The sequence below is a fragment of the Phyllobacterium myrsinacearum genome (assembly GCF_002980555.1).
Classification (GTDB): domain Bacteria; phylum Pseudomonadota; class Alphaproteobacteria; order Rhizobiales; family Rhizobiaceae; genus Phyllobacterium; species Phyllobacterium myrsinacearum.
This window is the reverse complement of sequence record NZ_PVBT01000002.1, coordinates 757567-780996: the sequence shown is the minus strand read 5'-3', so window position 1 is coordinate 780996 and position 23430 is coordinate 757567. Positions and strand designations below refer to the sequence as shown.

21 protein-coding genes and 1 pseudogene are annotated in these 23430 nt (G+C 52.9%); 11 read left to right on the top strand and 11 right to left on the bottom strand.

The genetic code is table 11. The features are described from left to right. Both C5750_RS26360 and C5750_RS10470 read left to right on the top strand, forming a co-directional pair. Entirely contained in the window at positions 1 to 231 is a 231-nt protein-coding gene (locus C5750_RS26360; protein WP_130502100.1) for a hypothetical protein, read from the top strand. Positions 232 to 350: 119 nt separating this feature from the next. Continuing rightward, positions 351 to 686: a hypothetical protein gene (locus C5750_RS10470; RefSeq protein ID WP_105733791.1), complete on the top strand. Its 336-nt coding sequence runs from the start codon at positions 351 to 353 to the stop codon at positions 684 to 686. Between the two features lie 218 nt (positions 687 to 904). Here C5750_RS10470 and C5750_RS10465 read toward each other — a convergent pair whose 3' ends face one another. Continuing rightward, complete coding sequence (locus tag C5750_RS10465) at positions 905 to 1579, bottom strand: response regulator transcription factor (protein ID WP_105733790.1); 675 nt, start codon at positions 1577 to 1579, stop codon at positions 905 to 907. A gap of 1292 nt (positions 1580 to 2871) precedes the next feature. Between C5750_RS10465 and C5750_RS26355 the strand changes: the two genes are divergently transcribed. The 6 genes and pseudogenes from C5750_RS26355 to C5750_RS26820 all read left to right on the top strand — a co-directional run. Then, complete coding sequence (locus C5750_RS26355; RefSeq protein WP_130502099.1) at positions 2872 to 3117, top strand: hypothetical protein; 246 nt, start codon at positions 2872 to 2874, stop codon at positions 3115 to 3117. 63 nt (positions 3118 to 3180) lie between these two features. Next, positions 3181 to 3855 (top strand): response regulator, encoded by a 675-nt coding sequence (locus tag C5750_RS10460; RefSeq protein ID WP_105733789.1) that lies wholly within the window; start codon positions 3181 to 3183, stop codon positions 3853 to 3855. A 1-nt stretch (position 3856) separates the two neighbouring features. Further along, the gene (locus C5750_RS10455) at positions 3857 to 5203 is read left to right on the top strand and encodes a sensor histidine kinase (protein ID WP_105733788.1); all 1347 of its coding nucleotides are present in this window, start codon (positions 3857 to 3859) and stop codon (positions 5201 to 5203) included. 730 nt (positions 5204 to 5933) lie between these two features. Further along, complete coding sequence (locus C5750_RS10450) at positions 5934 to 6902, top strand: AraC family transcriptional regulator (RefSeq protein WP_105733787.1); 969 nt, start codon at positions 5934 to 5936, stop codon at positions 6900 to 6902. 146 nt (positions 6903 to 7048) lie between these two features. Next, complete coding sequence (locus C5750_RS10445; RefSeq protein ID WP_105733786.1) at positions 7049 to 7798, top strand: SDR family oxidoreductase; 750 nt, start codon at positions 7049 to 7051, stop codon at positions 7796 to 7798. A 73-nt stretch (positions 7799 to 7871) separates the two neighbouring features. Further along, positions 7872 to 8081 (top strand): annotated as a pseudogene (locus C5750_RS26820) (flavin reductase); the annotation flags it as partial. A 108-nt stretch (positions 8082 to 8189) separates the two neighbouring features. On the opposite strand, the gene C5750_RS10435 reads toward C5750_RS26820, so the two are convergent. The 7 genes from C5750_RS10435 to C5750_RS10405 all read right to left on the bottom strand — a co-directional run bounded on the left by C5750_RS10435 (position 8190) and on the right by C5750_RS10405 (position 15935). Next, complete coding sequence (locus tag C5750_RS10435; RefSeq protein ID WP_105733784.1) at positions 8190 to 8888, bottom strand: LysR substrate-binding domain-containing protein; 699 nt, start codon at positions 8886 to 8888, stop codon at positions 8190 to 8192. Positions 8889 to 9140: 252 nt separating this feature from the next. Continuing rightward, on the bottom strand, positions 9141 to 9929 hold the full coding sequence (locus tag C5750_RS10430) for an ABC transporter permease subunit (RefSeq protein WP_105733783.1): 789 nt from the start codon (positions 9927 to 9929) through the stop codon (positions 9141 to 9143). Next, on the bottom strand, positions 9926 to 10681 hold the full coding sequence (locus tag C5750_RS10425; protein ID WP_105733782.1) for an ABC transporter permease: 756 nt from the start codon (positions 10679 to 10681) through the stop codon (positions 9926 to 9928). Before C5750_RS10425 ends, C5750_RS10430 begins: the two co-directional genes overlap by 4 nt. A 2-nt stretch (positions 10682 to 10683) precedes the next feature. Beyond that, positions 10684 to 11448 (bottom strand): transporter substrate-binding domain-containing protein, encoded by a 765-nt coding sequence (locus C5750_RS10420; RefSeq protein WP_105733781.1) that lies wholly within the window; start codon positions 11446 to 11448, stop codon positions 10684 to 10686. Positions 11449 to 11480: 32 nt separating this feature from the next. Next, positions 11481 to 12275, bottom strand: a complete 795-nt coding sequence (locus C5750_RS10415; protein ID WP_105733780.1) for an ABC transporter ATP-binding protein — start codon at positions 12273 to 12275, stop codon at positions 11481 to 11483. Positions 12276 to 12841: 566 nt separating this feature from the next. Then, entirely contained in the window at positions 12842 to 14344 is a 1503-nt protein-coding gene (locus tag C5750_RS10410) for a M81 family metallopeptidase (protein ID WP_105733779.1), read from the bottom strand. A gap of 94 nt (positions 14345 to 14438) precedes the next feature. Continuing rightward, entirely contained in the window at positions 14439 to 15935 is a 1497-nt protein-coding gene (locus tag C5750_RS10405; protein WP_105733778.1) for an aldehyde dehydrogenase family protein, read from the bottom strand. Positions 15936 to 16202: 267 nt separating this feature from the next. On the opposite strand from C5750_RS10405, the gene C5750_RS10400 reads away from it, so the two are divergent. Further along, positions 16203 to 17042, top strand: a complete 840-nt coding sequence (locus tag C5750_RS10400; RefSeq protein WP_130502098.1) for a helix-turn-helix transcriptional regulator — start codon at positions 16203 to 16205, stop codon at positions 17040 to 17042. 158 nt (positions 17043 to 17200) lie between these two features. Here the strand turns inward: C5750_RS10400 and C5750_RS10395 are convergent, their stop codons facing one another. The 3 genes from C5750_RS10395 to C5750_RS10385 all read right to left on the bottom strand — a co-directional run bounded on the left by C5750_RS10395 (position 17201) and on the right by C5750_RS10385 (position 20486). Further along, complete coding sequence (locus tag C5750_RS10395) at positions 17201 to 17902, bottom strand: DJ-1/PfpI family protein (protein ID WP_105733776.1); 702 nt, start codon at positions 17900 to 17902, stop codon at positions 17201 to 17203. A 165-nt stretch (positions 17903 to 18067) separates the two neighbouring features. After that, positions 18068 to 19234 carry a pyridoxal phosphate-dependent aminotransferase gene (locus C5750_RS10390; RefSeq protein ID WP_105733775.1) on the bottom strand — a complete coding sequence of 389 codons (1167 nt, stop codon included), beginning with the start codon at positions 19232 to 19234 and terminating at the stop codon, positions 18068 to 18070. Positions 19235 to 19685: 451 nt separating this feature from the next. Beyond that, positions 19686 to 20486 (bottom strand): HpcH/HpaI aldolase family protein, encoded by an 801-nt coding sequence (locus tag C5750_RS10385; protein ID WP_105733774.1) that lies wholly within the window; start codon positions 20484 to 20486, stop codon positions 19686 to 19688. Positions 20487 to 21239: 753 nt separating this feature from the next. On the opposite strand from C5750_RS10385, the gene proV reads away from it, so the two are divergent. Continuing rightward, positions 21240 to 22472 carry a glycine betaine/L-proline ABC transporter ATP-binding protein ProV gene (proV, locus tag C5750_RS10380; protein WP_105733773.1) on the top strand — a complete coding sequence of 411 codons (1233 nt, stop codon included), beginning with the start codon at positions 21240 to 21242 and terminating at the stop codon, positions 22470 to 22472. A gap of 14 nt (positions 22473 to 22486) precedes the next feature. After that, the gene (locus C5750_RS10375) at positions 22487 to 23398 is read left to right on the top strand and encodes an ABC transporter permease (protein WP_105733772.1); all 912 of its coding nucleotides are present in this window, start codon (positions 22487 to 22489) and stop codon (positions 23396 to 23398) included. Positions 23399 to 23430 lie beyond the last annotated feature (32 nt).

Below are 23430 nucleotides of genomic sequence, written 5' to 3'. Positions count from 1 at the left end.
ATGACCACTGATACTACTGATACTTCAGAATGGAATTGGGATACGGAGGCAACGGCTATGAGTTGGCATGAACGTATCTGCGAGAAAACTGTGATCCCAGACCGTTATGCAGAAATTACGCCGCTGCCTGCGAACACTTTCATTGCAAGAGCGGCTGCAACGTTGATGGTAGACGGCTTATTTCAGGTGCGTAACATCGCCGTAATTTTGTGTTCCTATCTTGATGACTGAAACATTCTCGACCTTGTGCCAAAGCTGTTGATATCGACAGTTGCTTTTTCGGCTTCAACGGCGGCGCCAATACATGTTGATACGGCTCAAAACCAAGAACCTGTCTAGGAATTTCATTGATGAAAGACAGCTGCCCCGTTCTTACGCCGGCTGAGAGACAATACCTCGAAATACAGGATCGAGTCCAACAAGCCATGTTGGTTACGATCTACAAAGCCATCGATGATGCCACCGCACAGGCCGCAGCGGAGTTGAAATCGACAGAATGGCAGCAGGAACCACCGCCGAGGGACTATTTTGCTGCCGTAGCACACCAGCGTCTGTTCGTGCTGCTATGCGGTGGGGATACTGAGACTTACGAGGGAGGCAATCCGCAATTAGCGACCCACATTCTCCAAAACGGGCAGAATATATCCGATCACTACTGGGGCAACCGTAAAGCGGGTAATCCTTAGTCATGTATCAAAAGGGGGGCGCTTTGAAATTTGAGGCGAGCCGATCATTGTCGTCGATATTGACGCATTTCCCGTTCTAATCTTATGGACGCTCATTCTTGTCGCCAGCCGAGATTCCGGGAATGCGCTCATGTTTCGCCAGGCAAAAATCTGGCTGCGATGCACTATAGGACATGAAGAGGCGTCAATATTCCCTCAATGAGTGCATGTTAAAAAGCTCAAGTAGCTTCCTTTAACAAATACCCTATTCCACGTATTCCATGAATTTGTATATTGGCTTTTGAAGCCATGAGCCGTTTTCGAAGCCGCGATACGTGACTATCGAGTGAGTTCGATTGAATCTCGTCACCATATCCATAGACAGCTTCCTCGATCGTTTGACGCAGGACCGTCTTTCCGGCCCGCGCAAGCAGGCTTTTCAGTACCAATGTTTCACGTCGTGGAAATGGCATGACACGACCATCAATGATTACGTCAAGATTGCCGAGGTCTAATTTGACATTTCCCGCAGATATGACGTTCGATGAATAAAAGTTTGATCGTCGTATTGCGGCACGAATCCGCGCCATCAATTCCTCTGAAAGGAACGGCTTACCGATGTAATCATCCGCGCCATAATCAAGGCCAGTAATTCGATCGAGAGGCCCATTGAAGGCACTGAGTACGATCACCGGGGTGGTGACGCCAATGTTGCGCATAGATCGAAGAAGTGTAACCCCATCTCCATCGGGGAGATTGCGGTCTAATAGAACTACGTCATGAACGTTGGATCGAAGTGCCTCTTCACCCATCGCAATCGTGGTAACGTGATCCATGATGCAGCCTTGTTGTGCAAACATCTTCATCAAAGCCAGCGCCATAGCCTCTTCATCCTCGACAAGAAGTATTCGCATCGGACTCCCAATCTGTTCGCTCTGTCTTCGATATTTCCATTGTTCCACTCGATGAGGATGCCATAGTGGTGGATGATTGCAGTCAAGGTTAGGGACACTAAATCGGGCGGGTGGTTTATTTGCCCGTCCGAGATGGACTCTATTTGCGATCCAATAGGATCATAAAGTTTTATTGGTACAAGGTCTCTCCTGCTTTGCAGGTAAGGATGAGGCTTCAGAATTACGGCAATGTTACAATGGTAAACACCATACAAGACATGGCATTTATCTGGGGGAAGACTCGCTGGTAGCTTTGCGGCCCGCTTGGGCGATCTTCATGCGTGCGATTTGCTTCTAGATATCATTGCCGTCTGAAATGGCTTGCAATGACGGTTTGAAACCTAGCTGCTGGAAACTGATAGATTTGGGCCGCAAGATGGTGAACAGCGGGAATATTTGAAGTGTGTCCTGTCGGTTTCGATGCGATCTTGCTGCCTTCCTGCACCCCCTATCACCGGATAGGTTGGCAATTCCGTCCCTGGCCTTCGTGGTTCCGCTAAAAATCTTGTGATGTAACATTGCCGTAATTCAGAAGCCTCATCCTTACCGGCGAAACAGGAGAGGCCGTTTCTTGAAAACGATTGAATCTCGCTGATCTTGTTTCAAATCACCCCAGTGAAGCGTCGTGAGATCGACGCAACGCGCATCACCAAGTCCTGCTACCACAAAACCATCAATCTGGTGTGTAGGTCGGCGTGTCTGCCTGCCATAACGCACGAAATACTGGCTAGGTGGGAGCACGTTTCATCAAAGAAAAAGCCAAGTCATTTTAGGACTGACCCATGCAAACAAAGACATTACCAGCAATCATGCTCGTCGCCGCTGCCTTGTTATCAGGTTGCCAATCATCCCAAGACTCCATGAATAGCGCTTACATAACCTGTGATAACACTGGCTTACGTCCGGGAAGCTGGCGGCATGAGCGTTGTACTCGCAATGTGTATGCAGAAAATCGGCGAAAGTCGGATCAGGCAGCGAGTGCAGTCGCCGTGGGCGTGGCTGCAGGGGCAATAGGCGCATATGCGATCTCCGAAGCCTCAAAAGACAAGCAGCCAAGACGCCGGTATTATGAAGAATGGTAAGTCGAGTGCGATCGACAAGTGAGCCTTCCATCCAAGGGACAAAATGTTGTTTGTGCCGCGCCCGTGGGGTGCCTATGGCGCTGCGATAAGGGTCGCCGGAGAAGAAAAACGGCTTTTTACCTGATGCGCAAATTACGAAAATGCAAAGATATCGGGTGACATGGCGACGACGTGGCGGCTTTGTGGGTTGGCACACAAACAAAACGCGCGCTGGCCAAAATCTACCCGGCTGAAGGTTCAAATATGCTCCCCCTAATCCTCAAGCGACCGGTCATATCGTGGCTTATCAGTGAGGTACAGGCTCGAGTTGGCAAAGGGGAATTGGGTGGAGCTTATTTGCGTGGCGGCAATGATTGGAAAGGTTTTACTTTCCATATTATTGCTGCATTATTGATGAACACGAAATTATCAGCGTAATACTAATGTAATTCGCGTTGAAGCCTATCTGTAATTAAAAGCCTCATCAGAGTGGGACCGCTAATGAAACTCTTGCTCATCGAAGATGATCTGGAAATGGCTGACGCGTTGCGTACGGCCCTATCGCAGCATGGTGTTGTGCTTGATTCCGTTGCTGATCTCGCAACGGCCCGCGAGGCAATCGCCATGGCAGATTACGATATTGTTCTCATCGACCGGCAATTGCCGGATGGGGATGGCAGCGCTCTGCTCGCGGAGATGCGCCGCTCGGGGAAGTCCGTCCGCTCGATCATCGTTTCTGCACTTGGTTCGGCCAACGATAGAATTTCAGGATTGAATGATGGGGCTGATGACTACCTGCCCAAACCATTTGAGATAGATGAATTGGTCGCCAGGATGAGCGCAGTACTAAGACGCGCTGCAGATAAGGCGTCTCCAATTCTCGTAATCGGAAACGTCACTTACGATCATACGTCGCGAGACGTGCATGTAAAGGGAATCAGACTTCTTCTCGCCAGACGCGAGCTCCTGATTTTCGAGACTTTTTTGAGAAACCGGGGGCGTACCGTCTTGAGATCGTTGCTGGAAGAACGAGTCTACTCGTTCAACGACGAAATCCAGTCTAATTCGCTGGAGGTGAACTTGTCCCGACTGCGCCGCAAGCTTGCTGATGCTCACGCTAATCTTGTCATCAAAAATGTGCGCGGCATCGGTTACTTTCTTCACGAGCTAGACTGAGATGAATGTTTATTCACTTCGCTGGCGCTTCACGATTGGTTTCATTTTACTGCAACTCTGCGCCATAGCAGCATCGCTTGTGCTTGTTTTCTATGCTGCGTCCGGGGCCAGACCTGATAGCGCCATCCCTTCCATTTGGCTTTCGGATGCGATAGCAGAATCGATCAAGGTAGGTGTCGATGGAAAGGCAATAATCGTTCCCTCGCGCCAATTGTCGGGCATGATTGAGAAGTGGCCAAGCCTATGGTTCGTCGTTGAACTACCCAAAGGTGACCTAATCACCCACGGTGATATTCCCGAAAAGGTCGCTGGAAATATATCGTTTTTGCGGACGTTTCGCAACGCCGAACTTCATGGATACGTCGATGATCCTACAAACGTTGTACGGCTCCAAAGAATGGAGACCATAGCTGGAGAAGCGGCCATTTTCACGGGTGGGATGTCCATGTCGCAATATAGCCTGATTCTGTTGCTCGGCAATATTGCGATAGGCGTGCCGTCGATCATTCTAGCCACGATCACAGTTTTAGGCGTTCCTTTGGTTACCCGATGGGCGCTTCGCTCTTTCAATGACCTCACTGATCGCTTGGATAAGATCGATTTCGAAGCGCGGGGCGGCGTCGTTGATGATCGCGCCATGCCTAACGAAGTACTTCGCGTCCTCAATGGCATCAACATGGCCCTGCGGCGATTGGATAGCGGATTCGAAACGACAGAGCGGTTCTTCGTCAATGCGGCACACGAACTGCGCACACCGATTGCAATCCTTCAGCTGCGTATAGACACCTTGGCACCTAGTCAGGATAAGTCTCATCTGCAGACCGGCATAAAGCGGCTCACAGCCATTACCAATCAGCTTCTCGATATCGAGAAATATCGGCAGAAGCCGCCTCGCAAAACCAGAGTGGAACTCAATAGCATCGTGTCGAAAATAGTGGCCGATTTCGCCCCTTTGGCAATCGCTGAAGGTTATGAAATGTCCTTCGAGTCTAGGGCAAAATGCGCCTTTGTACTTGGTGAACCCGATGCGTTAGAACGCGCCCTCGCCAATCTGATCCGTAACGCAATTCAATACGGTGGTAAAACAGGAGAGATTTCTGTCGGCATCGAGGCGGATGGTAGCATTCTCGTAACGGATCAGGGCCCTGGCATTGCGGATGACATGCAAGTACGAATCTTCGAACCGTTTTACCGTATCAATCCTCATGGAACTGGCGCAGGCCTGGGCCTCAGTATGGTCAACGATATTGTCACCAGCCATGGGGGTTACGTTGAAGTTGTATCGTCGCCTGGAGCCGGCAGCAGTTTTGCAGTGAGATGGCGCGAAGCGCGCGTTGATTTTCACTGAGAACTGACCCTGCGCGTTTTCAACGTCGCTTAGTCTTCCGGAGCGGCTGCGCAAGCTTGACCCTTTTGCGGACCTTTGAACAACATCGCCGGTAGCCAAAAATGATTGGTTATTCATGCTGTGAAAGACTCGCAAGTCTTCGTTTGTAAAGACCGCTAATAGCTAATTTTCGACAATTGTCGAATAGAGATAAAAGTCCACTATCGCGCATTCAGACCATCAAAATCAGCGGCAGTCGATGACAGATTTCAACTGAAACCGGCATATTGAGCAGGATTGTTCACCGCCGGATTTTGCGATTTGATAGCAGCTGTAGCAAAATCACCAAACGGATTTCATCGACCTACCGAATGACTTCTTATTCAGCCGGCACCAGTTTCCATTATGCTTTTGAACAGAATACAAATATCGATTTCACAAGCCAACTTCTACTGCGAGCGCGAACAGATTTGCCCTATCGCCTTCCCGCATATTTCTGGCTAAAATGATTTTCAAGGATTGTGATAGTTCAGTTCTTTGGATTACCTTTGGCACCTTCTTGGAAGCATAATAAAGATATCCCTTCAATATAAGTTTTCCTGCGGCGCAGTACTCCCGGATAACGTCTGGAGTGTTATTGCTCAATTTTGACGGGGTAATATCCCATACGGCGTTTAACAGTTCAGTGAAGCGCGGGTACTCTGTTGTCTGTAGCGCTGAATGATAGCAATGTTGTCAGTGCCACATCGCTATGAAGGGAGCCGAAATTGGCGGCGCAGGGGAGACGATATTGGTTTTGAACGATCCGTCCACTCCGGCGCCGATCCCGGAGCGGACCTCTCCAGTCGGGCTTGAAAGCTACATCAGCGGCACCACGTTGATCAGCGGCGACGGACCGGCGTGGAAAGACGTCTTCGTGCAGATATTCTCCCGTAATCGTGTTCAGCACCCTTTCTTGGTTCCCGCCGTCGCGGAGCCGATGATCGTGTGGGTTATGTCAGGCGGCGCCACCGTCGAAGAACGGGATCTGGGCGGAGAATGGGAGGCAAGCCGCGTTAGCGTCGGCGATTTCTTCCTGACGCGGTCGCCCGCACCCTATGAGATGCGATGGCACGCAGACGGCGATCAGCCATTTCAGGTCATGCATCTCTATGTCTCTGTCCCACTATTCGAAAAGGTGGTGCGCGCGATGCTGGACAAGGCAGGCGGCAACGTCGCCTTGAAGGATGTCTCCGGTGGCCGTGACACGGCGATGTCGAAAATCCTGAGCCTGCTGCATGGCGAACTGGTCCGGGAAAGCAGCGGTAGCACACTGTTTGTCGAGGGGCTGGCGCTAAGCCTGGCCGTGCATCTCGTCCGCCATTATGTGGTTGCAGTTTCCGGGGTGCGCGCCCAAAACGCACTGCCTGGCGCAAGACTACGCCGGGCGGTTGCCTTCATGGCAACCCGGCTTGACCAGCCATTTGATCTCAACAGCCTGGCTCATGCGGTGGGCATGAGTCAGTTCCATTTCAGCCGGCTGTTCAAGAAGGCAACGGGCCTCTCTCCATCGCTCTACTTCATCCGGCAGAGAGTAGCCAAGGCGCAGCAACTGCTGCAGGAAACCGACATCAGCATCATCGAGATCGGATTGGCCGTCGGCTATTCCAGCCCCAGTCATTTCGCGCAGATCTTCCGCCGCGAGACCGGCCTCTCGCCGAGCGATTACCGCCGCGGCTGAACCCCCGAGCCTGTCCGAAGGCAGAAACAAGCAAAATCCCGACAGCCTTCGCATGACACCGGGAGAGGGAAAAGCCGCGGTTTCCTAGATTTCTCCTTGTCGAAGGCGAACACCTTTCCGGTTCGCAAGCAACAAGGAGACACGTCATGATGAACATCAATGGAAACGTCGCGCTGATCACCGGCGCGTCAAGCGGCATCGGCGCAGCGACTGCCCTGAAACTGGCTGCCGCAGGCGTAAACGTCGGCATCGCCGCCCGTCGCACCGATCGGCTGGAGGCTTTAAAGACTGAAATCACGGAAAAGGGCGGTAAAGCTCTGGTGATTGCAATGGATGTGGTCGATCCAGCCTCTGTTGAAACCGGCGTCAAGAAACTGGTCGATGCCTACGGCTCGATCGACATTCTCTTCAACAATGCCGGTCTTATGCCTCTTTCCGACGTTGACCAGCTCAGGACCGGAGAATGGCATCGGATGGTCGACGTGAACGTGAAGGGCTTGCTCAACACCACAGCGGCGGTGCTGCCGCAGATGATCAAGCAGCATTCCGGTCACATCTTCAACACATCTTCGATCGCCGGCCGCAAGGTCTTCAAGGGGCTGTCGGTTTATTGTGCAACAAAGCACGCCGTGACTGCTTTCTCCGATGGCCTGCGCATGGAAGTTGGGGAGAAGCACAACATCCGCGTCACCTGTATCCAGCCCGGCGCGGTTGCCACGGAGCTTTATGACCAGATCACGGACACAGGTTACCGCCAGCAGATGGATGATCTTGCCAAGCAAATGACCTTTCTGCAGGGGACTGATATCGCCGAGACCATCCTGTTCGCGCTTCAGGCGCCAGCTCACGTCAACGTTGCGGAACTCTTTGTTCTGCCGGTCGGCCAGGGATGGTAAGCGCCTATCCGCGCAGAACACAACGTCCGCCTTCCCGATATTGTTGGGAAGGCGGCATTCAAGGAAGGCCACCATGAAGGAATTATCAGCCTCGCAGACTTATCGTCTACTCGGGCCCGGCCCGATTGTGCCAGTCACGACCAGCCACGACGGCAAGCCTAACATCATGACGATGGGTTTCCACATGATGATCCAGCACGCCCCGCCCCTAATAGGCTGCATCACCGGCCCTTCGGATCATAGCTATAGCGCTCTGAGGGCAACCGGCGAATCTGGAATTTCTGGGGAATTCCCGTTTGTCCGATGGAACATGGAGGAAACTCAAAAGTGCCCTCGGTGTGCAACCCAGGTTCCTATGAATTTTGCCGATTATAAAGATATTGCAGCTGGTCTACAATTGAGTGGCCTGCTTTCCGATCACTTCCACGCACCAGTCCTTGAAGGCTCGAACAGCGGGCGAAAGATGACGGCTACGCGGGTATAAGATCGAGAGCGGCTCTCTTGGAGTCTCAAGCCCAGCTAAAACTCTGACTAGGCGACCCTCAGTTAGCGGGGTGCGCACCACATAACTGGCAGCGCGGATCAATCCCAGCCCGGCAACACCTGCGGCTATGTAGGCATCGGTGTCGTTCACCATCAATCCTTCCTTCATGGAGATCGAGGTTTGTTCCTGATCCTCCTGAAATGTCCAGTTCATCGAGCGGGTTGTTCGGCTGCTCGCGTATCCGACAACCACATGCTCTCGAAGCTCTGCGAGGCTAGCAGGATTACCATGCGGTTCGAGGTAATCCGGAGAGGCACAGATGTACCACTGGAATAAACCGACACGACGCACCCTAAGGCTTGAGGGTTTCGGCTCTCCAGCCCTGAGGACACAGTCAATCCCTTCCTGAACCAGATCGACAACGGTATCGCTGAGATGCAAGTCGATTTTAATGTTCGGGTAGCGTTCCCTGAACCGGGGAAGCGCCGGGATGATGAAGTGCCGCGCCAGTGAAGATGTTGTTCCGATACGAATTGCTCCGCGGACCATTCCCGTTTGGTGAGCGACGTTTCCCTCAGCAGACTCCACCTCTCTCAGGATTGCCATGCAACTGTCGTAGTAGCGTACCTCAACGCACTCGCACCGATGAAGGCAGCAGCATGATCGGTACGGTAATCCACTTAGCAAAACGCGCCGAGCGGTTCAGACAAACCGAGCCACTTTGCTCACACTGCGCGCCCGCTATAGGCACGACATACTATGGTGCAAGGCAAATGCCGGAGTGCACTTCCGAGATGCCCCCCATGACGTTGCAGGAAGCTGCATATGAAGTGTCTTCAGGCAATCAGGACTGTATCTCTAGCCGCCCAGACTCCGGTTTGGAACACGCCGTTCCAGCCAGCGGAAACACAAAGCGACGATGCCGGCAAAAAACACATACATCACAGCCAACGCGATCAAAGGCTCGTAAACAATGAAGGTGTCCTGGCGCACCTGGTCGCTTACGAAGAAGAGATCCTTAACAGCCACAGTTGCGACCAATGGCGTACTTTTCAAGAGAAGTATCGCGTCCCCGCCCAGTGTCGGCAAAGCCAAGTGAAAAGCTTGGGGTAGCCAGACACGCCGCAACTGCATGGACGGAGACATGCCAAACGCCTTTGCAGCTTCAAGCTGGCCCTTTGGAACACTCCGAAGCGCTCCCCGCAACACTTCTCCTTCATAGGCCGCGAAACACAATGAAAGTGAAAGCACTGCAAACGGCCAGCCCTCACGCAGATAAACCCAAGCGCCGGAATTCCGGATCCAGGGAATTTGCGGAAACAATGACCCCAGTCCGAAATAGATCAACCACAACTGTAGCAGCAGCGGCGTGCCACGCATGATTGTACAGTACACCCTGGATGGTGCAGCCGCGTATATTGGTCCAATTGCCTGTGCGAGGCCAAGGAGAGTACCGAGTAAGAGGCCGGCCGTCCAGCTAATGGCGAATATCAACACCGTGTTGCGCAGCCCGGCCTGTATCAAACCGTTGTGCCAATAGAGTGGCAGCCAATCCCATTTCAAGCGGGTAGCGCACCAGTATATCAGCCATAGCGCCAAGAGCATCATCGCAGAACGATGCAGGTGAACAAATCTCGGAACGGTCATACTTTGCCTCGGCGTATTTCCGGCGCGCCTCGCCTGGCTCGCCGTTCTGCCCAGGCAAAAAGCTGGGTAGAGAGCACTGAAACGAGAAGATAAAGACAGCCAGATGCGATGAAGAACGTGAAGAAGGCCCTCGTTGATCCGGCGGCCTGTTTCGTGACCAGTGTCAACTCGTTAAAGCCGATCACAGCCAGGAGCGCCGTATCCTTCGTCGCGCTGAGCCAAAGATTGGCCATCCCTGGCAGGGCATTGGCCAACATCTGTGGAAGCGTGATACGAACGGCTCTATGGTATGTCGACATTCCAAAGGCCAAGGCTGCTTCGGTTTGCCCCCGCGACACCGCGATTATTGCCCCACGAAAAATCTCGGTCATATAGGCCCCAATGACCACCCCCAGCACAAGCATGCCGACGACTGTGGGTGAGAATCCAATGCGGGCCAAACCGGAAGCGACGAGTAAATCGTTGATGATCTTCGGAACCGCGTAGAACAGAATAAGGATTAATACCAACTCCGGAACAGCGCGGATGAGGGTCGTGTACACTGACAACCAGTCTCGTATTAACGGTCCGCCATAAATCTTGCCCGTTGCGCCCAGTATCCCGAGTACAATCGCGATGATATAGGCGCCGGATACGATCGTTATTGTATGCAGCAGACCAACCAAGAGAGCCCCGCCCCAACCGGGAGGGGAAAGTGATAAAATACCTTGTGAGACAACGTGGTCCAGATAGGCAGCGATATTCTCGATCATGTTCAATCGCCATAGATCGAGGTTTTGAAATACCTCCTGGTGATCTCGTCATATTTGCCATTGGCGCGAATATCCTTGATCCCGGTATTGATCTTGTTCTTGAGGCCGGCATCATCCTTCCGGATTCCGGCGCCAATACCAGGCCCGTAAATCGCCGGGTCGTATTTCACATTGCCCTTTATCTCGCAGCATGATCCTGCATCACTCGACACCCAGTCCTCCAGTCCGAAGCGGTCGTCCAGAGTCGCATCGATTCTTCCGGCCACAAGATCCTGCCGGACTTCGTCGGTAGACTTGTATGTCTTGATCTCGGAATCTGTGAAGTGCTTTTGCGCATATTTCTGATGGATATTGGCAACGACAATCCCAATAACCTTGCCTTTCAGATCGTTCGGCGCAACGCCTTCCTGCACGTTCTTTGGTCCAACGATCGTGCCAGGTGTCGTGTAGTATTTGTCAGAAAAATCAATGATCTGCTTGCGAGCGTCTGTGATCGACATCGAAGACATGATCATGTCAATCTGCCCCGACGTCAAAGCAGGAATTAATCCATCCCACGCGAGCGGCACCACCTGGCAATCCAGTTTCTGGTCCTCGCAAATCGCACTCATGACGTCGATTTCCCAGCCCGAGAATTTTCCGGATGCATCCGGAACATAGAAGGGCTGCACAGCCATTGCAGCAACGCCAACTTTTACCGTTTCAGCGCTCGCTGATACATTCGCGCCCAATATGACCGCAAATGCCAAGAGTATTGTACGTGACATGATTAGCTCATCCTCCCCTGTTTATCTTTGTTCTAACGCGTATTCTTCAGAAATTGCTTGAGCCGCTCCGATTTCGGCTCCCCGAATAGCTGCTCAGGCGGCCCCTCTTCCTCAATGAGGCCGTTGTGCAAATAGATGACATGGCTGGCAACTTCCCGCGCAAACTTCATTTCGTGGGTGACCAGGATCATTGTTCTGCCCTCGGCCGCGAGATCGCGAATAACGCTCAAAACTTCACCGACCAGCTCTGGATCGAGGGCAGAAGTCGGTTCATCGAATAACATCGCCCGCGGCTCAATCGCTAGCGCACGCGCGATCGCCGCGCGTTGCTGCTGGCCGCCTGACATGAACGATGGATAGACGTGCGCCTTTTGAGCAAGCCCTACACGGGCAAGCAATTTTTCTGCCCGTGCGATCGCCACCATTTTCGGTATTCCCAAAACTCTTATCGGGACCTCGGTCAAGTTCTCCATCACGGTCATGTGAGTCCAGAGATTGAAACTCTGAAAGACCATGCCAAGTTGTTGCCGGGCTCGTTCAACCTGCTTACGCTTGGCCGGCGTTCCGTCGGGCCGCAGGAGGATTTCATCCCCCGCAATCGTGATCTTTCCCCGCGTCGGGATTTCGAGGAAATTGATACACCTCAACATCGTGGACTTACCTGACCCGGATCCGCCGATGATTGCTACGACATCGCCCTGACAAGCGGATAAAGACACTCCTTTGAGGACCTCCAGGGAGCCGAATGACTTATGCAGATCTTCAACTTCAATTGCTGAAGATTTACCCGTTACGGAAAGCGAAATTGATCTGGCAGTTTCGGACATTATTCGTTCCTATGTCACGGCTTGACGTCACGTGTGTTTTCCGACCGCAGGAGCGCAGCATGAGCTGATCCCGTGAACATCACCTGGCTACAGATCCATTGCGTTCTTGATCATCACCCGTGAGGGCCGGTGTATCCGGCGCCGTTTTTCCCCTGTATTTCTGGATTTATTTACCAACAAAACATTGTCGCCACCCTCCTCCCGGAGGAGGAGGGTGAGATGTCCGCACAATGGATTGCGGCCTGTGCACGACCTAATAACTTTGCAGCGCAAAGCGGTTGCAGATGCGGCAAGATCGGGGACGAAATGCTGACAGGTCCATTTGCACGACAGGCATATGCTTGCTCCGGCTATTTGCCGTGATGCCTGCCAAACGTCTGGTCATTTCGCTGGATACACAATGAAGAGCCCGGCAATCTGCTGGCACTAACTGCTCCGCAGACCGCACGTGGTTTAGACGGTTCAGGGAGACTGGGGCTCATCGCATCACAAAATGCAGGGTGCTCAGATGCGCGTCACACCGATAGCCAAGTTCGGCACATCAGGTGAATCGCGCCTATTTTGAGTTATTGCTTTGTCACAAAGGCCGGTCCGAGCGGCGAAAGCCGCAATCCCTGGCTGAGATGTTTCCATGGAAGATCTTGCGGATCTGCTGCCACTGGGCCGGGAGATTTGGCGACGAGTATGGCTCCCGAAATCGGCTCGAAATCGGCTCGAAAATGAACCGAGCTCTTTACAGCCAAAACCTTCTTGGCTTCTGGTTCGATCCCGACCATTCTGAAAAGGTTTCTATCGATCATCTGTGTCTTGAAACTTGAAACAGCGATCTCCACTCCGCCAATGGATAAGCGAGCGCTGGGGCCCACATCTGCGATCATCCCAGTCAGCATAGGGCCATCGAAACGGCAAATCCCGTTGCTTAGCTGCTCCACGCGATATTCTGCCCTCAACGGCCCATCTCCGATGATTCCAGACTTTCCCCCGAGAGCGATTTCGATGACAGCCCCTTCACCGGCTTGGTGCGCAGCCTGAGCGGCCGCCTGATCGACAATCAGACCAACCGCAGCGTCAGTGGCTCGCAGTTGCAGCAGCGCGCGCACGAGCCCCATTGTATCGGAGTTGCCGCCAGCACCCGGGTTGTCCTGCGTGTCGGCAATGATAATGGGCTTGCTTGCAGTAGTGGCCAGGCGTTTAGCCTCCTCGACCGCATCGACCGGCCTTAAAAAATCCACTCTCCATTCAGCCTCACGTGAAATGACGCTCTCAAAGAGACCATCAACCTTTGCGCGAATTTCGTCGGCGTCTACCCCGACACCCCAGACAGCTCCGCCACATTCCGGAAAGTCGGACGCGGGGAAGCCTGGCGCAAAGGATAGTACTGTTGAGCTCCCCAATTCGGCTTGCGCGAGCCATCGGTATATGCCGTTTGCGGGCTCAACAGAAGTCGCTTGAGCATTGATTGGAATAAGAAACGGCAGGCGTCGATAGTAAGAATGAAAGGGCTGTTTTGTTTCCAAGAGCTGGGTCAGCAACGTTGCGGCTCTCTCACCCGTTGAAGACATGTCGACATGAGGATACGTCCGGTAAGCCACGAGTGCATCGGCGCTCGCAAACATCGAATGTGTGACATTTGCATGCAGATCCAGACTGGCGACCAGTGGAACGCTGCGGCCAATGACCTCTCGAACTCTCTTTAAAAGCTCGCCTTCGCCGTCATTACAATGTTCGGCAATCATCGCTCCATGAAGATCAAGATAGACACCATCTATCTCGTTCGCAGAAGCGGCCAGGACGATTTCACAAGCTATTCGCTCGAACGCTTCCTCAGTAACGTGGGCGGAAGGGCTCGCGCCTGCCCAAACTACAGGAACCAGTTCAATATTCCTGGCCTCCATTGCGCGGATGAAACCACCAATCGGTATGTTGACGTCCCTGAATTTCAGAATATCTTGGCCCCGCGCCATCGCCGGGTACATCTCACCGCGTTCGAAGCTGGAATAGTTTGCCTTTGTGGGCGCAAACGTATTCGTTTCATGTTGAAAGCCGGCTATCAATACGCGTTTTCTCATGACGTTTCATCTCAATTAGGCATCAGGTTGGCTTTGTTGGCAGCTAACGATCCAACATGGTCTGTCCGCTTCAGAAACCCGCCACTCCACCCTATCAAGGTTTGCAATAGCTCGTGACCGGGATGGACAGGGTACGTACTTCTGTCATGGCTTCGATCGCGGATCGCCCGCCAATCCGGCCAGTTCCACTAACGCTGCCTGAGCTTCCCCCGAACGGCATATGGGTCTCCCAGTAAAATGTTGACTCATTGATGTTTGTAATTCCCGCCGACAGTTCGCCCGACATTGCCAAAGCCAACTCAATGTCTTTCGAGAATATACCGATCGACAAGCCGTATCCTCCTTCCTTGGCGACACGAAGAAGTTCATCATCACCGTCGAGGGGAACAACCGGAACTACCGGCCCGAACGTCTCTTCATGAGCTACGCGCATGCTCGGCGTCACATCGCCTAGAACGGTTGGAGCATAAAAAAGGTCGCTACCGAGTTGCGGAAGGGGCCGACCTCCTGTCAGGCATCGCGCTTTGGCGGCAATTGCCTCTTCGACGTGCTCACGAACTTTGCGGGCGACCGCATTGTTGTTGAGCGGCCCCATGGTTGTACCTTGCGCCAGAGGGTTACCCAGGACTTGAGCCTCTGCCAGCGCGGCTATTCGTTCGGCAAGTTCAAAAGCGATATGCCGGTCAGCAAGGACACGCCCTGTTGCAGAGCATATTTGTCCGCAATTCGTAAAAGCTCCAACTGCAGCTGCCGCCGCGGCCTTTTCAAGATCTGCATCTTTCCGAACAATGAGTGGTCCGTTCCCGCCAAGCTCGAGAATCATCGGCTTTCCCGCACCGCGCTGCGCAATGATCTGGCCTGTCTTTGTCGAACCGGTGAAACCGATAGCATGAGTTCCAGTGTTGGAGACAATCTCGTCCCCGACGATTGCACCCTCGCCCACCACGAGATTGACAAGGCCTTGTGGAATGCCCGCATCATGCAGGACGCGCATGAGTGCCACGGCTACCAGAGAGGTTGATGGCGCTGGGACCCAAACAATCGCGTTGCCTGTAGCGATACCCGGGGCGATGTATTCGACCGGGATGTTGACAGGAAAATTCCATGGGGTGATGACGGCATATACCCCTCTCGGATGGCGATGTGAAATCACCTGTCGACCTTTGGCTGTACCGTGGAGTACCTCTCCCGTCATATATCTGACTTGTTGAGCGGCCATGTGAAAGCCGTGACTGGCCAGACCGACTTCCGCGTGGGCTTCCGCCAGGGGTTTGCCTTGCTCGAGAGACAAGAGTCTCGCAAGTTCATCTTGTCTTGCCTTGATGGCATTGCCGAGCTTTTCACAAAGGTCTGCCCGTTCCCATTGGCTCGTGCGCGTCCATTCTTTTTGGCAAGCGGCCGCCGCTGCAATGGCTCGTCGCGCGGCATCCCTACCGCTGTTCGGTAATTCCCCTAGAATCTCGTTGTTGGAAGGATTGCGACAGATAAGTCTACCTTCCTCTTGATCTTCCCATTGTCCGGCGATGTAATTGCCCGGGAATAGCTCAGTTCTAGACAACTCATATGGCGAGCCCGTGATCGCGTTAGGCATTGAGTGCTTTCCTCAATCTTGGAGACGATAACCGCTGAAAGAGCCCACGACCAACTGGTGACCACTCTCATCATGTCAATACTTGATCAGCCAAGTGCAGTCGGCTATCCTCCTTGGGGAGGAGTATCCCTTTCGATGATCCCGCGTAGTAAGTGGAAGATCGGGAATGTGCGGTATGGCGCGAATATTCGCACGACCTTCTCATAATTGGGGATTTGCGTTCGCTGGATCGTCGGATACGCCATCAGCAAGCGCGAGGGCAAGACGATGAAGTTCTCAGACTCAAATATCGGCAAACTCCCAGGAGCCTGGGCGGCCTCCTGCGCGGAGGTCGTCGATATGATCGACTCGCCGGGACTACTGCAAAGTCTTACACAGTCATTGGGAACACTGATCAGCTTCGATGAAAGCAGGACGATCCTTTTTTCAACAAGAAACGCACCATCGCTCTTGTTCGATAGCCACCCGGATTTGCGATATCGGGAGGGCTGGGAGAACTACGTCAAAGACAGCTATGCAATCAGTCCCACGTTTCGTCTCTTCCAGACAGGCAGACTCCCCGGGGTCCACCGCGTACGCGACATCGCCCGCTTGACGGCCGGCAAGATCGATCTTTCACACCACAGGGTTTCAGCTGATGCGAGCGAGGAAGCCGGCTATCTCACGCATGGCATGCCAGCCGGTTACGAGGAACTGTGTGTCGGGCTCGAATTGACAAACCGTTTAGGGGGATTGATCACACTAACGCGCAGGCGGACACCTAGCGGCTATTCGCCAAAGGAGATTGAGCTCATAAAATCAGTAAGACCGTTTGTCAGCTCCGCATTCCGGCGACATTGGGAAAAATCCCGAACTGTCGACAAAGGAAACGACGTCCCTTCGGCTTTCGCCGAATTTGGAATGCTGTCGCCACGAGAATTCCAGATCGCGCAGCTCTTGATCAAAGGGCATTCCTCGCTTTCAATCAGCCTCACACTGAACATCTCTGTCACCACCGTTAAGACGCATCGAAAGAATCTTTATGCAAAACTGGGTATAGCCACACAGTGGGAATTGTTCAGTCTATACGTCAAACGGCTCGAAGCTCTCACCGGTCAAACTCGTTAATCCACGTCGGATATTGCGCCGAGAGTGCCGCTATACGCGGCATCACAGGAGTGAATGTTTTCAGCAACACGCTTCGCACGCTTTCTGCCACCGCTCAGCTGGGAATGTTGGTTCAACAGTGGCTAGATTTGCCTATGGAAATAGGGGTAATGACCCAATCATGGGCGGGCCCTGTTTTGGCGCTGAATTACAATCTGACGTTCAGCGGCGGCATTGAGCAATTTTTCAGCCAACTCGATCACCTTTGGTTCTGCCTTTTCGGGCGACCCACTTTCAAAAGGTGGATTTGGATCATATTCGATCATCAGCTGCCGTGTTTGAGCAGCCAACTCGCCGCGCAGATGAGCGAGCAAAGAAAGGCCGAAATCAATGCCCGCTGTGACGCCTCCCCCGGTTACGCGATTGCGGTCAATTACGACACGCTTTGCCACTGGGTTCGCGCCGAATGTTTTCAGGACGTCGTGCCAGGCCCAGTGCGTGGTTGCGTCAAACCCCTCTAGCAAACCAGCTGCGGCTAGAATTAATGCGCCGGTACATACGGAAGTGACATATCCGGCATTTTGCCCTCTGGTTTTCACGAAACTCAGCAATGCAGGATCTACCATAGCATCAACGACACCGTCGCCGCCGGGAATAAACAAAATATCCAGGTTCACAGGACATCCGTCGTAGTCACAATTCGGAACCAATTGCGCCCCTTGGTCACTGGTGACCGGTTTCAGGCTGGACGATACGAGATATATCGTCGAATGATACGCCAACACGGTCAGCGGACCGATCAAATCAAGCAAAGTCAGTCCAGGGAACAAAACCATCCCAACGACGAGCTTTTGTTCCGCATTTACGGATTCGTTCAACATCACATCGCCTCTTCGAGTTAATCAGTAAGTTGCAAGATACTTTCGTGGTGCTTGGGATACCGCCAAGATGACGCGTGCAGTTGTGCAGTTCCCGGTATTCAAGGTAGCGCACGCGCACTGAATAGGGGTTCCGGACCGGCTGGATCCTAATGGTCAGTCGGCGTGCTAACGGGACCGTACCCATTCGTCTATTTTGTCCGCTGCAGCCTTGAGTTGTTCGATATCGCGTAAGAAGCAGATTCGAAGGAAACCATTTCCCGCGTCGCCGAACGCACTACCCGGAGCAACGCCGACCTTCGCCCTGTCAATTAACTCAATGGCGGCTTGCGCGGAGTCATCCAATCCGGCGATCGAGAACAACAGGTAAAAGGCACCCTTTGGCACAGCGAAATCAATACGACCTGTCTTCTTGAGAATGTCCACCAACAAGTCGCGTCCCGCCAAGGCGCGGGTGACTTGAGCGTTGACATAATCGTCGCCATGATCAAGTGCCGCAATTGCCCCGCGCTGCAGGAACTGTGGCACGCCCGAGGTCGAATACTGAACCAGAGTGGCAAACTTTTGTGAAAGACTGGGATGGGTGTTCAGCCAACCAATACGCCATCCGGTCATAGCCCAGTTCTTCGAGAACGTGTTTACGAATATGATACGATCTTCCTGCTCCATGACGTCCGCAAACGAAGGTGCACGAAGCATTCCATACGCAAAGCGGGAATAGATCTCATCGGCTATGATCCAAAGCCCGAAACGGCGAGAAAGCTCAATGATGGCTCGGAGTTCCTCGCGCGTTGCAACCCAGCCCGTCGGATTTGAAGGCGTGTTGATGAAGATCGCTTTGGTGCGGGGTGTGATAGCCGTTTCGATTGCCGTGACGTCACATACCCACTCCTTCTCACTAATCCGCAACGGGACGGGAACAGGAACGGCTCCTGCAACCGCAGCGGCGCCTACGAGATTGGGCCATCCTGGCGTGAGATAGATTATCTCGTCCCCTGCCCCTGCGGTCGCTTGCAAGGCAAGCAGAATGGCGTGCATTCCGCCGTTTGTAACGGTGAATTCGTTTGCATGAAATTCGCGTCCGAAATGCCGCGTATGATATCTCGCCAGTGCCTCTCGCAGGGCTGGAATACCCGTTTGCCACGTGTAGAATGTCTCGCCTGCTTCCACTGCAGTCGTCGCGGCATCTCGAATGAACGCGGGCGTAACCAATTCACTTTCACCCGCCCATAGAGCGATCAAGCCCGGCTTGCTTCGCCCGTGATTGATCACCGCATCGATTCCACTCATGGGGACACAAAGAGCTTCGTGTCGCAAACTGTCAATAATTCCCATGATACCTCCGGAATGCTCTGTTACGATGAAAGATACTGCAGGTCCGGTATTGCATTGGCACGCATCCCGGGCTTTCTTGGGTGAAGTTACGGCGTTTCGAAAGAGATCTTCCATCCCACCAGAGGATGAGATTCATTGCGTATTGCATGCGGCAACCCACGATCAGATTGCAGCAGCAACCCTCAGTCTCCCCAGATCGAGGAAACGCTTAAAATCACACCACCCTTCAGCCCTTCCAACCCATTGCAAGGACGTTGAGAATGGAAAATCGTCTCGTCTCGCAAGAGACCATTGGGTGTATTGGCATTCTACGAATACTGTCCGCCCGATACATTGGTCTTACGCTTTAGATGTGGAGGCTGCGGACTGGCTGGCAACCCGATCATCTCAATAGAAACAACAACCAAACTTCAGGAAACCTACTCGATTGCAGTGTTACACGGTCCATTTATCATATTTGTATCGAGCGGCTGTCGACACTCTCCTGAAAACAATCGCGCATTTGCGATGCGGCCCTGCGCCCGCCATCTAGGATGTAGAAATGATCCGACCTGAAAGAAAAGAGCTCAATACCTATGCTTGCATACTCTTTCATGAACTCAATTGACGCAACATCTATGCCGGTTTTGATCCCATTCTGACGGGCTGCGGAGACCACAGTCTTGTAGGACTCGAGCAATGACGGATGCAGAAGCCCAGGTTCGACACCTTGCGAAAGGGCCAGATCACCAGGCCCCAGATAAAGAACATCGATGCCAGGCACTGCAGCAATCGCATTCACGTTGCGAACAGCTTCTACTGTCTCAACCTGCAATATCACGACCGTCTCGTCATCCGCGCGCACTATGTAGTTTGCACCGTCCTGGTAGTAGTTGGAGGCTCGCCAGGCACCCATGCCGCGAGAGCCATGAGGTGGATATTTTGCTGCTGCCACCGCCGCTGCCGCCTGCTCAGCGCTATTGACCATCGGGACCAGCACACCTGCAACACCGCTATCGAAGGCGGCTCTGATGTATTCCGGTCTGTTATAGGCAACACGATAAACAATGGGCATGGAGTATCGATCGGCGGCCGGCAATATCTCCAAAAGAGCATGGGGAGATACGGCCCCATGCTCGCCATCTGCAATCACAAAATCCAACCCGGTTTGTGAGATCGTTTCGGCGATAATCGGATGCGGCGTCCCCATCCACGTCCCGAAGACGGGCCCTGGCGCTCTGACACTTGCTGCAAACCCGGCGGTAATAGTCATGTTACGCACTCCTCCATAAGTGATCACGTCAACTCATAGATACGACACATCCCAATCGTTGGTATCCTTCCAAGGTATGAGGGAGCGAAGGTCTCCAGCGCCTCTTGGACAGACAAGTTCTAATTGAAAATCATCACTGCGATTGCGCGCCTGCCGGTCAGCGCATGGGACTGGCGCAGCATCTTGCGCAGCTTGCCGGAAAGCCGAAATTTGCTCGTTAAACTCAATTCCGTAATTGATATAGTGTGTTAGCGCTGTGAACGTCGCTTCAGTATGGCGAATATTCTGCCGCGACTGCTCCAGCAAGAACGAAGCAGTAACGTCGGCCCGCCGTCTCGACGTCGTTGGTGAGGATGTGGGATTTCTCGAGAGAGTTGCGGACGTTGCTGAGGCCGCAATTCGAGGCGCACATATCGCTATGGCAGTGAACTATCAAGCCAGCTTTCATTTAACGCGAGGTGCAGCTATCGAAGCAGCATTGCACAATAGGACACAGACGGGTGGACTTTTATAGAGCAGCATGGTAATGTCGCTTTTAGAATATCAGGCCATGCGGATTGCACGTGGCCGAGTCCGGCTCCGTTGGGCGTTCACGTTAAATCCCGCATCTGATGCTTGATTTATTCCTTAAATTTGCAACTTTGAACCGCTTAAAATCTGATTGTGCGACAAACACATCCAGATTTCGATCAAATCGCTTCGCGGTTCAAATGAAGGAGATTTCCAACTGCAGTCGCACGTTGAATATTGCCCATGATATCAGATACTGGAATCGACGATAAAAACCTCTCGGCAAAAGTCAAAATTCGCATCGAGAATGTCTTCAAAGTCTTTGGCAACAAGCCCGATAAGGCACTCGCCCTTTCGCGATCAGGCAAGGAGAAGGCAGACATATATGCCGAAACGGGCAGTACGATCGGTGTCAATGATGCCAGTCTCGAAATTCGTGAGGGTGAAATATTCGTCATCATGGGTTTGTCGGGTTCAGGAAAATCTACGCTGCTTCGCCTTCTCAATCGCCTGATCGAGCCGTCTGCTGGCAGCATAGAGATCAATGGCACCGACATCACCAAAATGTCTAATCGCGAGCTCATTGAATTGCGTCGACGCGATATGAGTATGGTTTTCCAATCATTCGCTTTGCTGCCAAATCGCAATGTTATCAACAACACTGCCTTTGGACTGGAGGTGGCCGGAGTTGATGAAAGCGAGCGCCACACCAAAGCTCTGGCTGCGCTTAAGGCGGTTGGGCTGGAAGCCTACGCCACAAGCAGTCCCGACGAGTTATCGGGCGGCATGAAACAACGTGTAGGCTTGGCAAGGGCGCTAGCGAGTGAACCGACCATCCTTTTGATGGATGAAGCTTTCTCGGCGTTGGATCCGCTGATCCGGACCGAAATGCAAGATGAACTTATGCGTCTTCAGGCTGAACACAGCCGAACTATAGTTTTCGTGAGCCACGATCTGGACGAAGCGATGCGTATCGGTGATCGGGTTTGTATCATGCAAAATGGCCGGATCATCCAAGTTGGTACCCCTGACGAAATTATCCTCAAACCTGCCAACGAATACGTTCGCTCATTCTTTCGCAATGTGGATATTGCGCACGTATTCAAGGCGCGCAATGTCGTTCGCAACAACCAGATCGCAGTTTTTGACAGACAAGGAGTGGCAGCGCCCGTAGCGCTCGGTCGCATGCAACAGGACGATCATGACGTCGCAATCATTTTAGGTAGTGGAAAAGAGTATTTGGGCATGATCAGTCTCGAATCTTTGCTCGAGAAGGTGAATGCCGATGACGCTGATCCTTATCGTGGCGCATTCCTGCAGAGTATCGAGCCGATCCTTGCCGACGAACCGCTGTCTGATGTGATGGGCCGGATAGCTGACAGCCGTTGGCCTGCTCCTGTGGTCGATGAACAGAAGAGATATATCGGATCGATCAGCAAGTCCTCCCTTCTCGAAGTGCTTGATCGCGCGCATTAAAATTGGATATTCTCATGTATTTCGACTTTAGCGTCGGCGGGTATGCCGATACCACCGTCAATTTTATCCTGGACCATTTTACTCCCGCTCTCGACACGATTGCGCTGATTATCGGCATTGTCACCGATGGCATTGGGAGTGGGTTACTTTTCATCCCGCAGCCGGCCGGAATTGTGTTGCTTGCCGTCCTTGCACTGTGGCGCGTTGGTTTAAGCTTCGCGGTCTTCACTGTGCTTTCCCTCTGGCTCGTTGGCCACATGGGGCTTTGGCCAAGTATGATAGAAACGTTAGCACTGGTGATTGCAGCCACCTTGATTGCCATTCTTATCGGAATTCCCACCGGTATAGCCATGGCAAGAAGCGACACCATGGCTTCAGCGGTGCGCCCCGGGCTCGATCTGATGCAAACGATGCCAGCCTTTGTGTATCTCATCCCCGCGGCGATGTTCTTTGGGCTTGGAGCAGTACCAGGCACAATTGCCACGGTCATCTTTTCCATGCCCCCAGTCGTACGGCTTACCAATCTTGGTATTCGACAGGTTCACAGTGAATTTGTCGAAGCTGGCCTGGCGTTTGGCTGTACGCGGATGCAGTTATTGTCCAAGGTACAGGTTCCTAATGCCATGCCCTCGATAATGGCGGGTATCAATCAGACAATCATGCTCTCACTTTCAATGGTTGTGATTGCGTCCATGATCGGCGCCGGCGGTCTGGGTAATACCGTATTAACCGGTATCCAGAGACTGGACATCGGCACCGGATTTGAAGGCGGATTGGCCGTCGTTATCCTAGCTGTCATCCTGGATCGCATAACCCAGAGTTTTGGCAAGAAGCGCCCCAAGCTGTTTGGTTTCCGAGCATCCAGCAAGCGGACCCGTAAGGGCATGCGATCATCCCTTGAGCCCCTTGCGCAAAATCAAAAATAGAGCCGCTCCTGGCCATATTCATTGAAACGATA

Excerpts from the sequence above, each read along its gene's own strand:
- C5750_RS26360 (WP_130502100.1), top strand. The coding sequence starts at position 1 with ATGACCACTGATACTACTGATACTTCAGAATGGAATTGGGATACGGAG.
- C5750_RS10470 (WP_105733791.1), top strand. The coding sequence starts at position 351 with ATGAAAGACAGCTGCCCCGTTCTTACGCCGGCTGAGAGACAATACCTC.
- C5750_RS10465 (WP_105733790.1), bottom strand. The coding sequence starts at position 1,579 with ATGCGAATACTTCTTGTCGAGGATGAAGAGGCTATGGCGCTGGCTTTG.
- C5750_RS10460 (WP_105733789.1), top strand. The coding sequence starts at position 3,181 with ATGAAACTCTTGCTCATCGAAGATGATCTGGAAATGGCTGACGCGTTG.
- C5750_RS10455 (WP_105733788.1), top strand. The coding sequence starts at position 3,857 with ATGAATGTTTATTCACTTCGCTGGCGCTTCACGATTGGTTTCATTTTA.
- C5750_RS10450 (WP_105733787.1), top strand. The coding sequence starts at position 5,934 with ATGAAGGGAGCCGAAATTGGCGGCGCAGGGGAGACGATATTGGTTTTG.
- C5750_RS10445 (WP_105733786.1), top strand. The coding sequence starts at position 7,049 with ATGATGAACATCAATGGAAACGTCGCGCTGATCACCGGCGCGTCAAGC.
- C5750_RS10435 (WP_105733784.1), bottom strand. The coding sequence starts at position 8,888 with ATGGCAATCCTGAGAGAGGTGGAGTCTGCTGAGGGAAACGTCGCTCAC.
- C5750_RS10430 (WP_105733783.1), bottom strand. The coding sequence starts at position 9,929 with ATGACCGTTCCGAGATTTGTTCACCTGCATCGTTCTGCGATGATGCTC.
- C5750_RS10425 (WP_105733782.1), bottom strand. The coding sequence starts at position 10,681 with ATGATCGAGAATATCGCTGCCTATCTGGACCACGTTGTCTCACAAGGT.
- C5750_RS10420 (WP_105733781.1), bottom strand. The coding sequence starts at position 11,448 with ATGTCACGTACAATACTCTTGGCATTTGCGGTCATATTGGGCGCGAAT.
- C5750_RS10415 (WP_105733780.1), bottom strand. The coding sequence starts at position 12,275 with ATGTCCGAAACTGCCAGATCAATTTCGCTTTCCGTAACGGGTAAATCT.
- C5750_RS10410 (WP_105733779.1), bottom strand. The coding sequence starts at position 14,344 with ATGAGAAAACGCGTATTGATAGCCGGCTTTCAACATGAAACGAATACG.
- C5750_RS10405 (WP_105733778.1), bottom strand. The coding sequence starts at position 15,935 with ATGCCTAACGCGATCACGGGCTCGCCATATGAGTTGTCTAGAACTGAG.
- C5750_RS10400 (WP_130502098.1), top strand. The coding sequence starts at position 16,203 with ATGAAGTTCTCAGACTCAAATATCGGCAAACTCCCAGGAGCCTGGGCG.
- C5750_RS10395 (WP_105733776.1), bottom strand. The coding sequence starts at position 17,902 with ATGTTGAACGAATCCGTAAATGCGGAACAAAAGCTCGTCGTTGGGATG.
- C5750_RS10390 (WP_105733775.1), bottom strand. The coding sequence starts at position 19,234 with ATGGGAATTATTGACAGTTTGCGACACGAAGCTCTTTGTGTCCCCATG.
- C5750_RS10385 (WP_105733774.1), bottom strand. The coding sequence starts at position 20,486 with ATGACTATTACCGCCGGGTTTGCAGCAAGTGTCAGAGCGCCAGGGCCC.
- proV (WP_105733773.1), top strand. The coding sequence starts at position 21,240 with ATGATATCAGATACTGGAATCGACGATAAAAACCTCTCGGCAAAAGTC.
- C5750_RS10375 (WP_105733772.1), top strand. The coding sequence starts at position 22,487 with ATGTATTTCGACTTTAGCGTCGGCGGGTATGCCGATACCACCGTCAAT.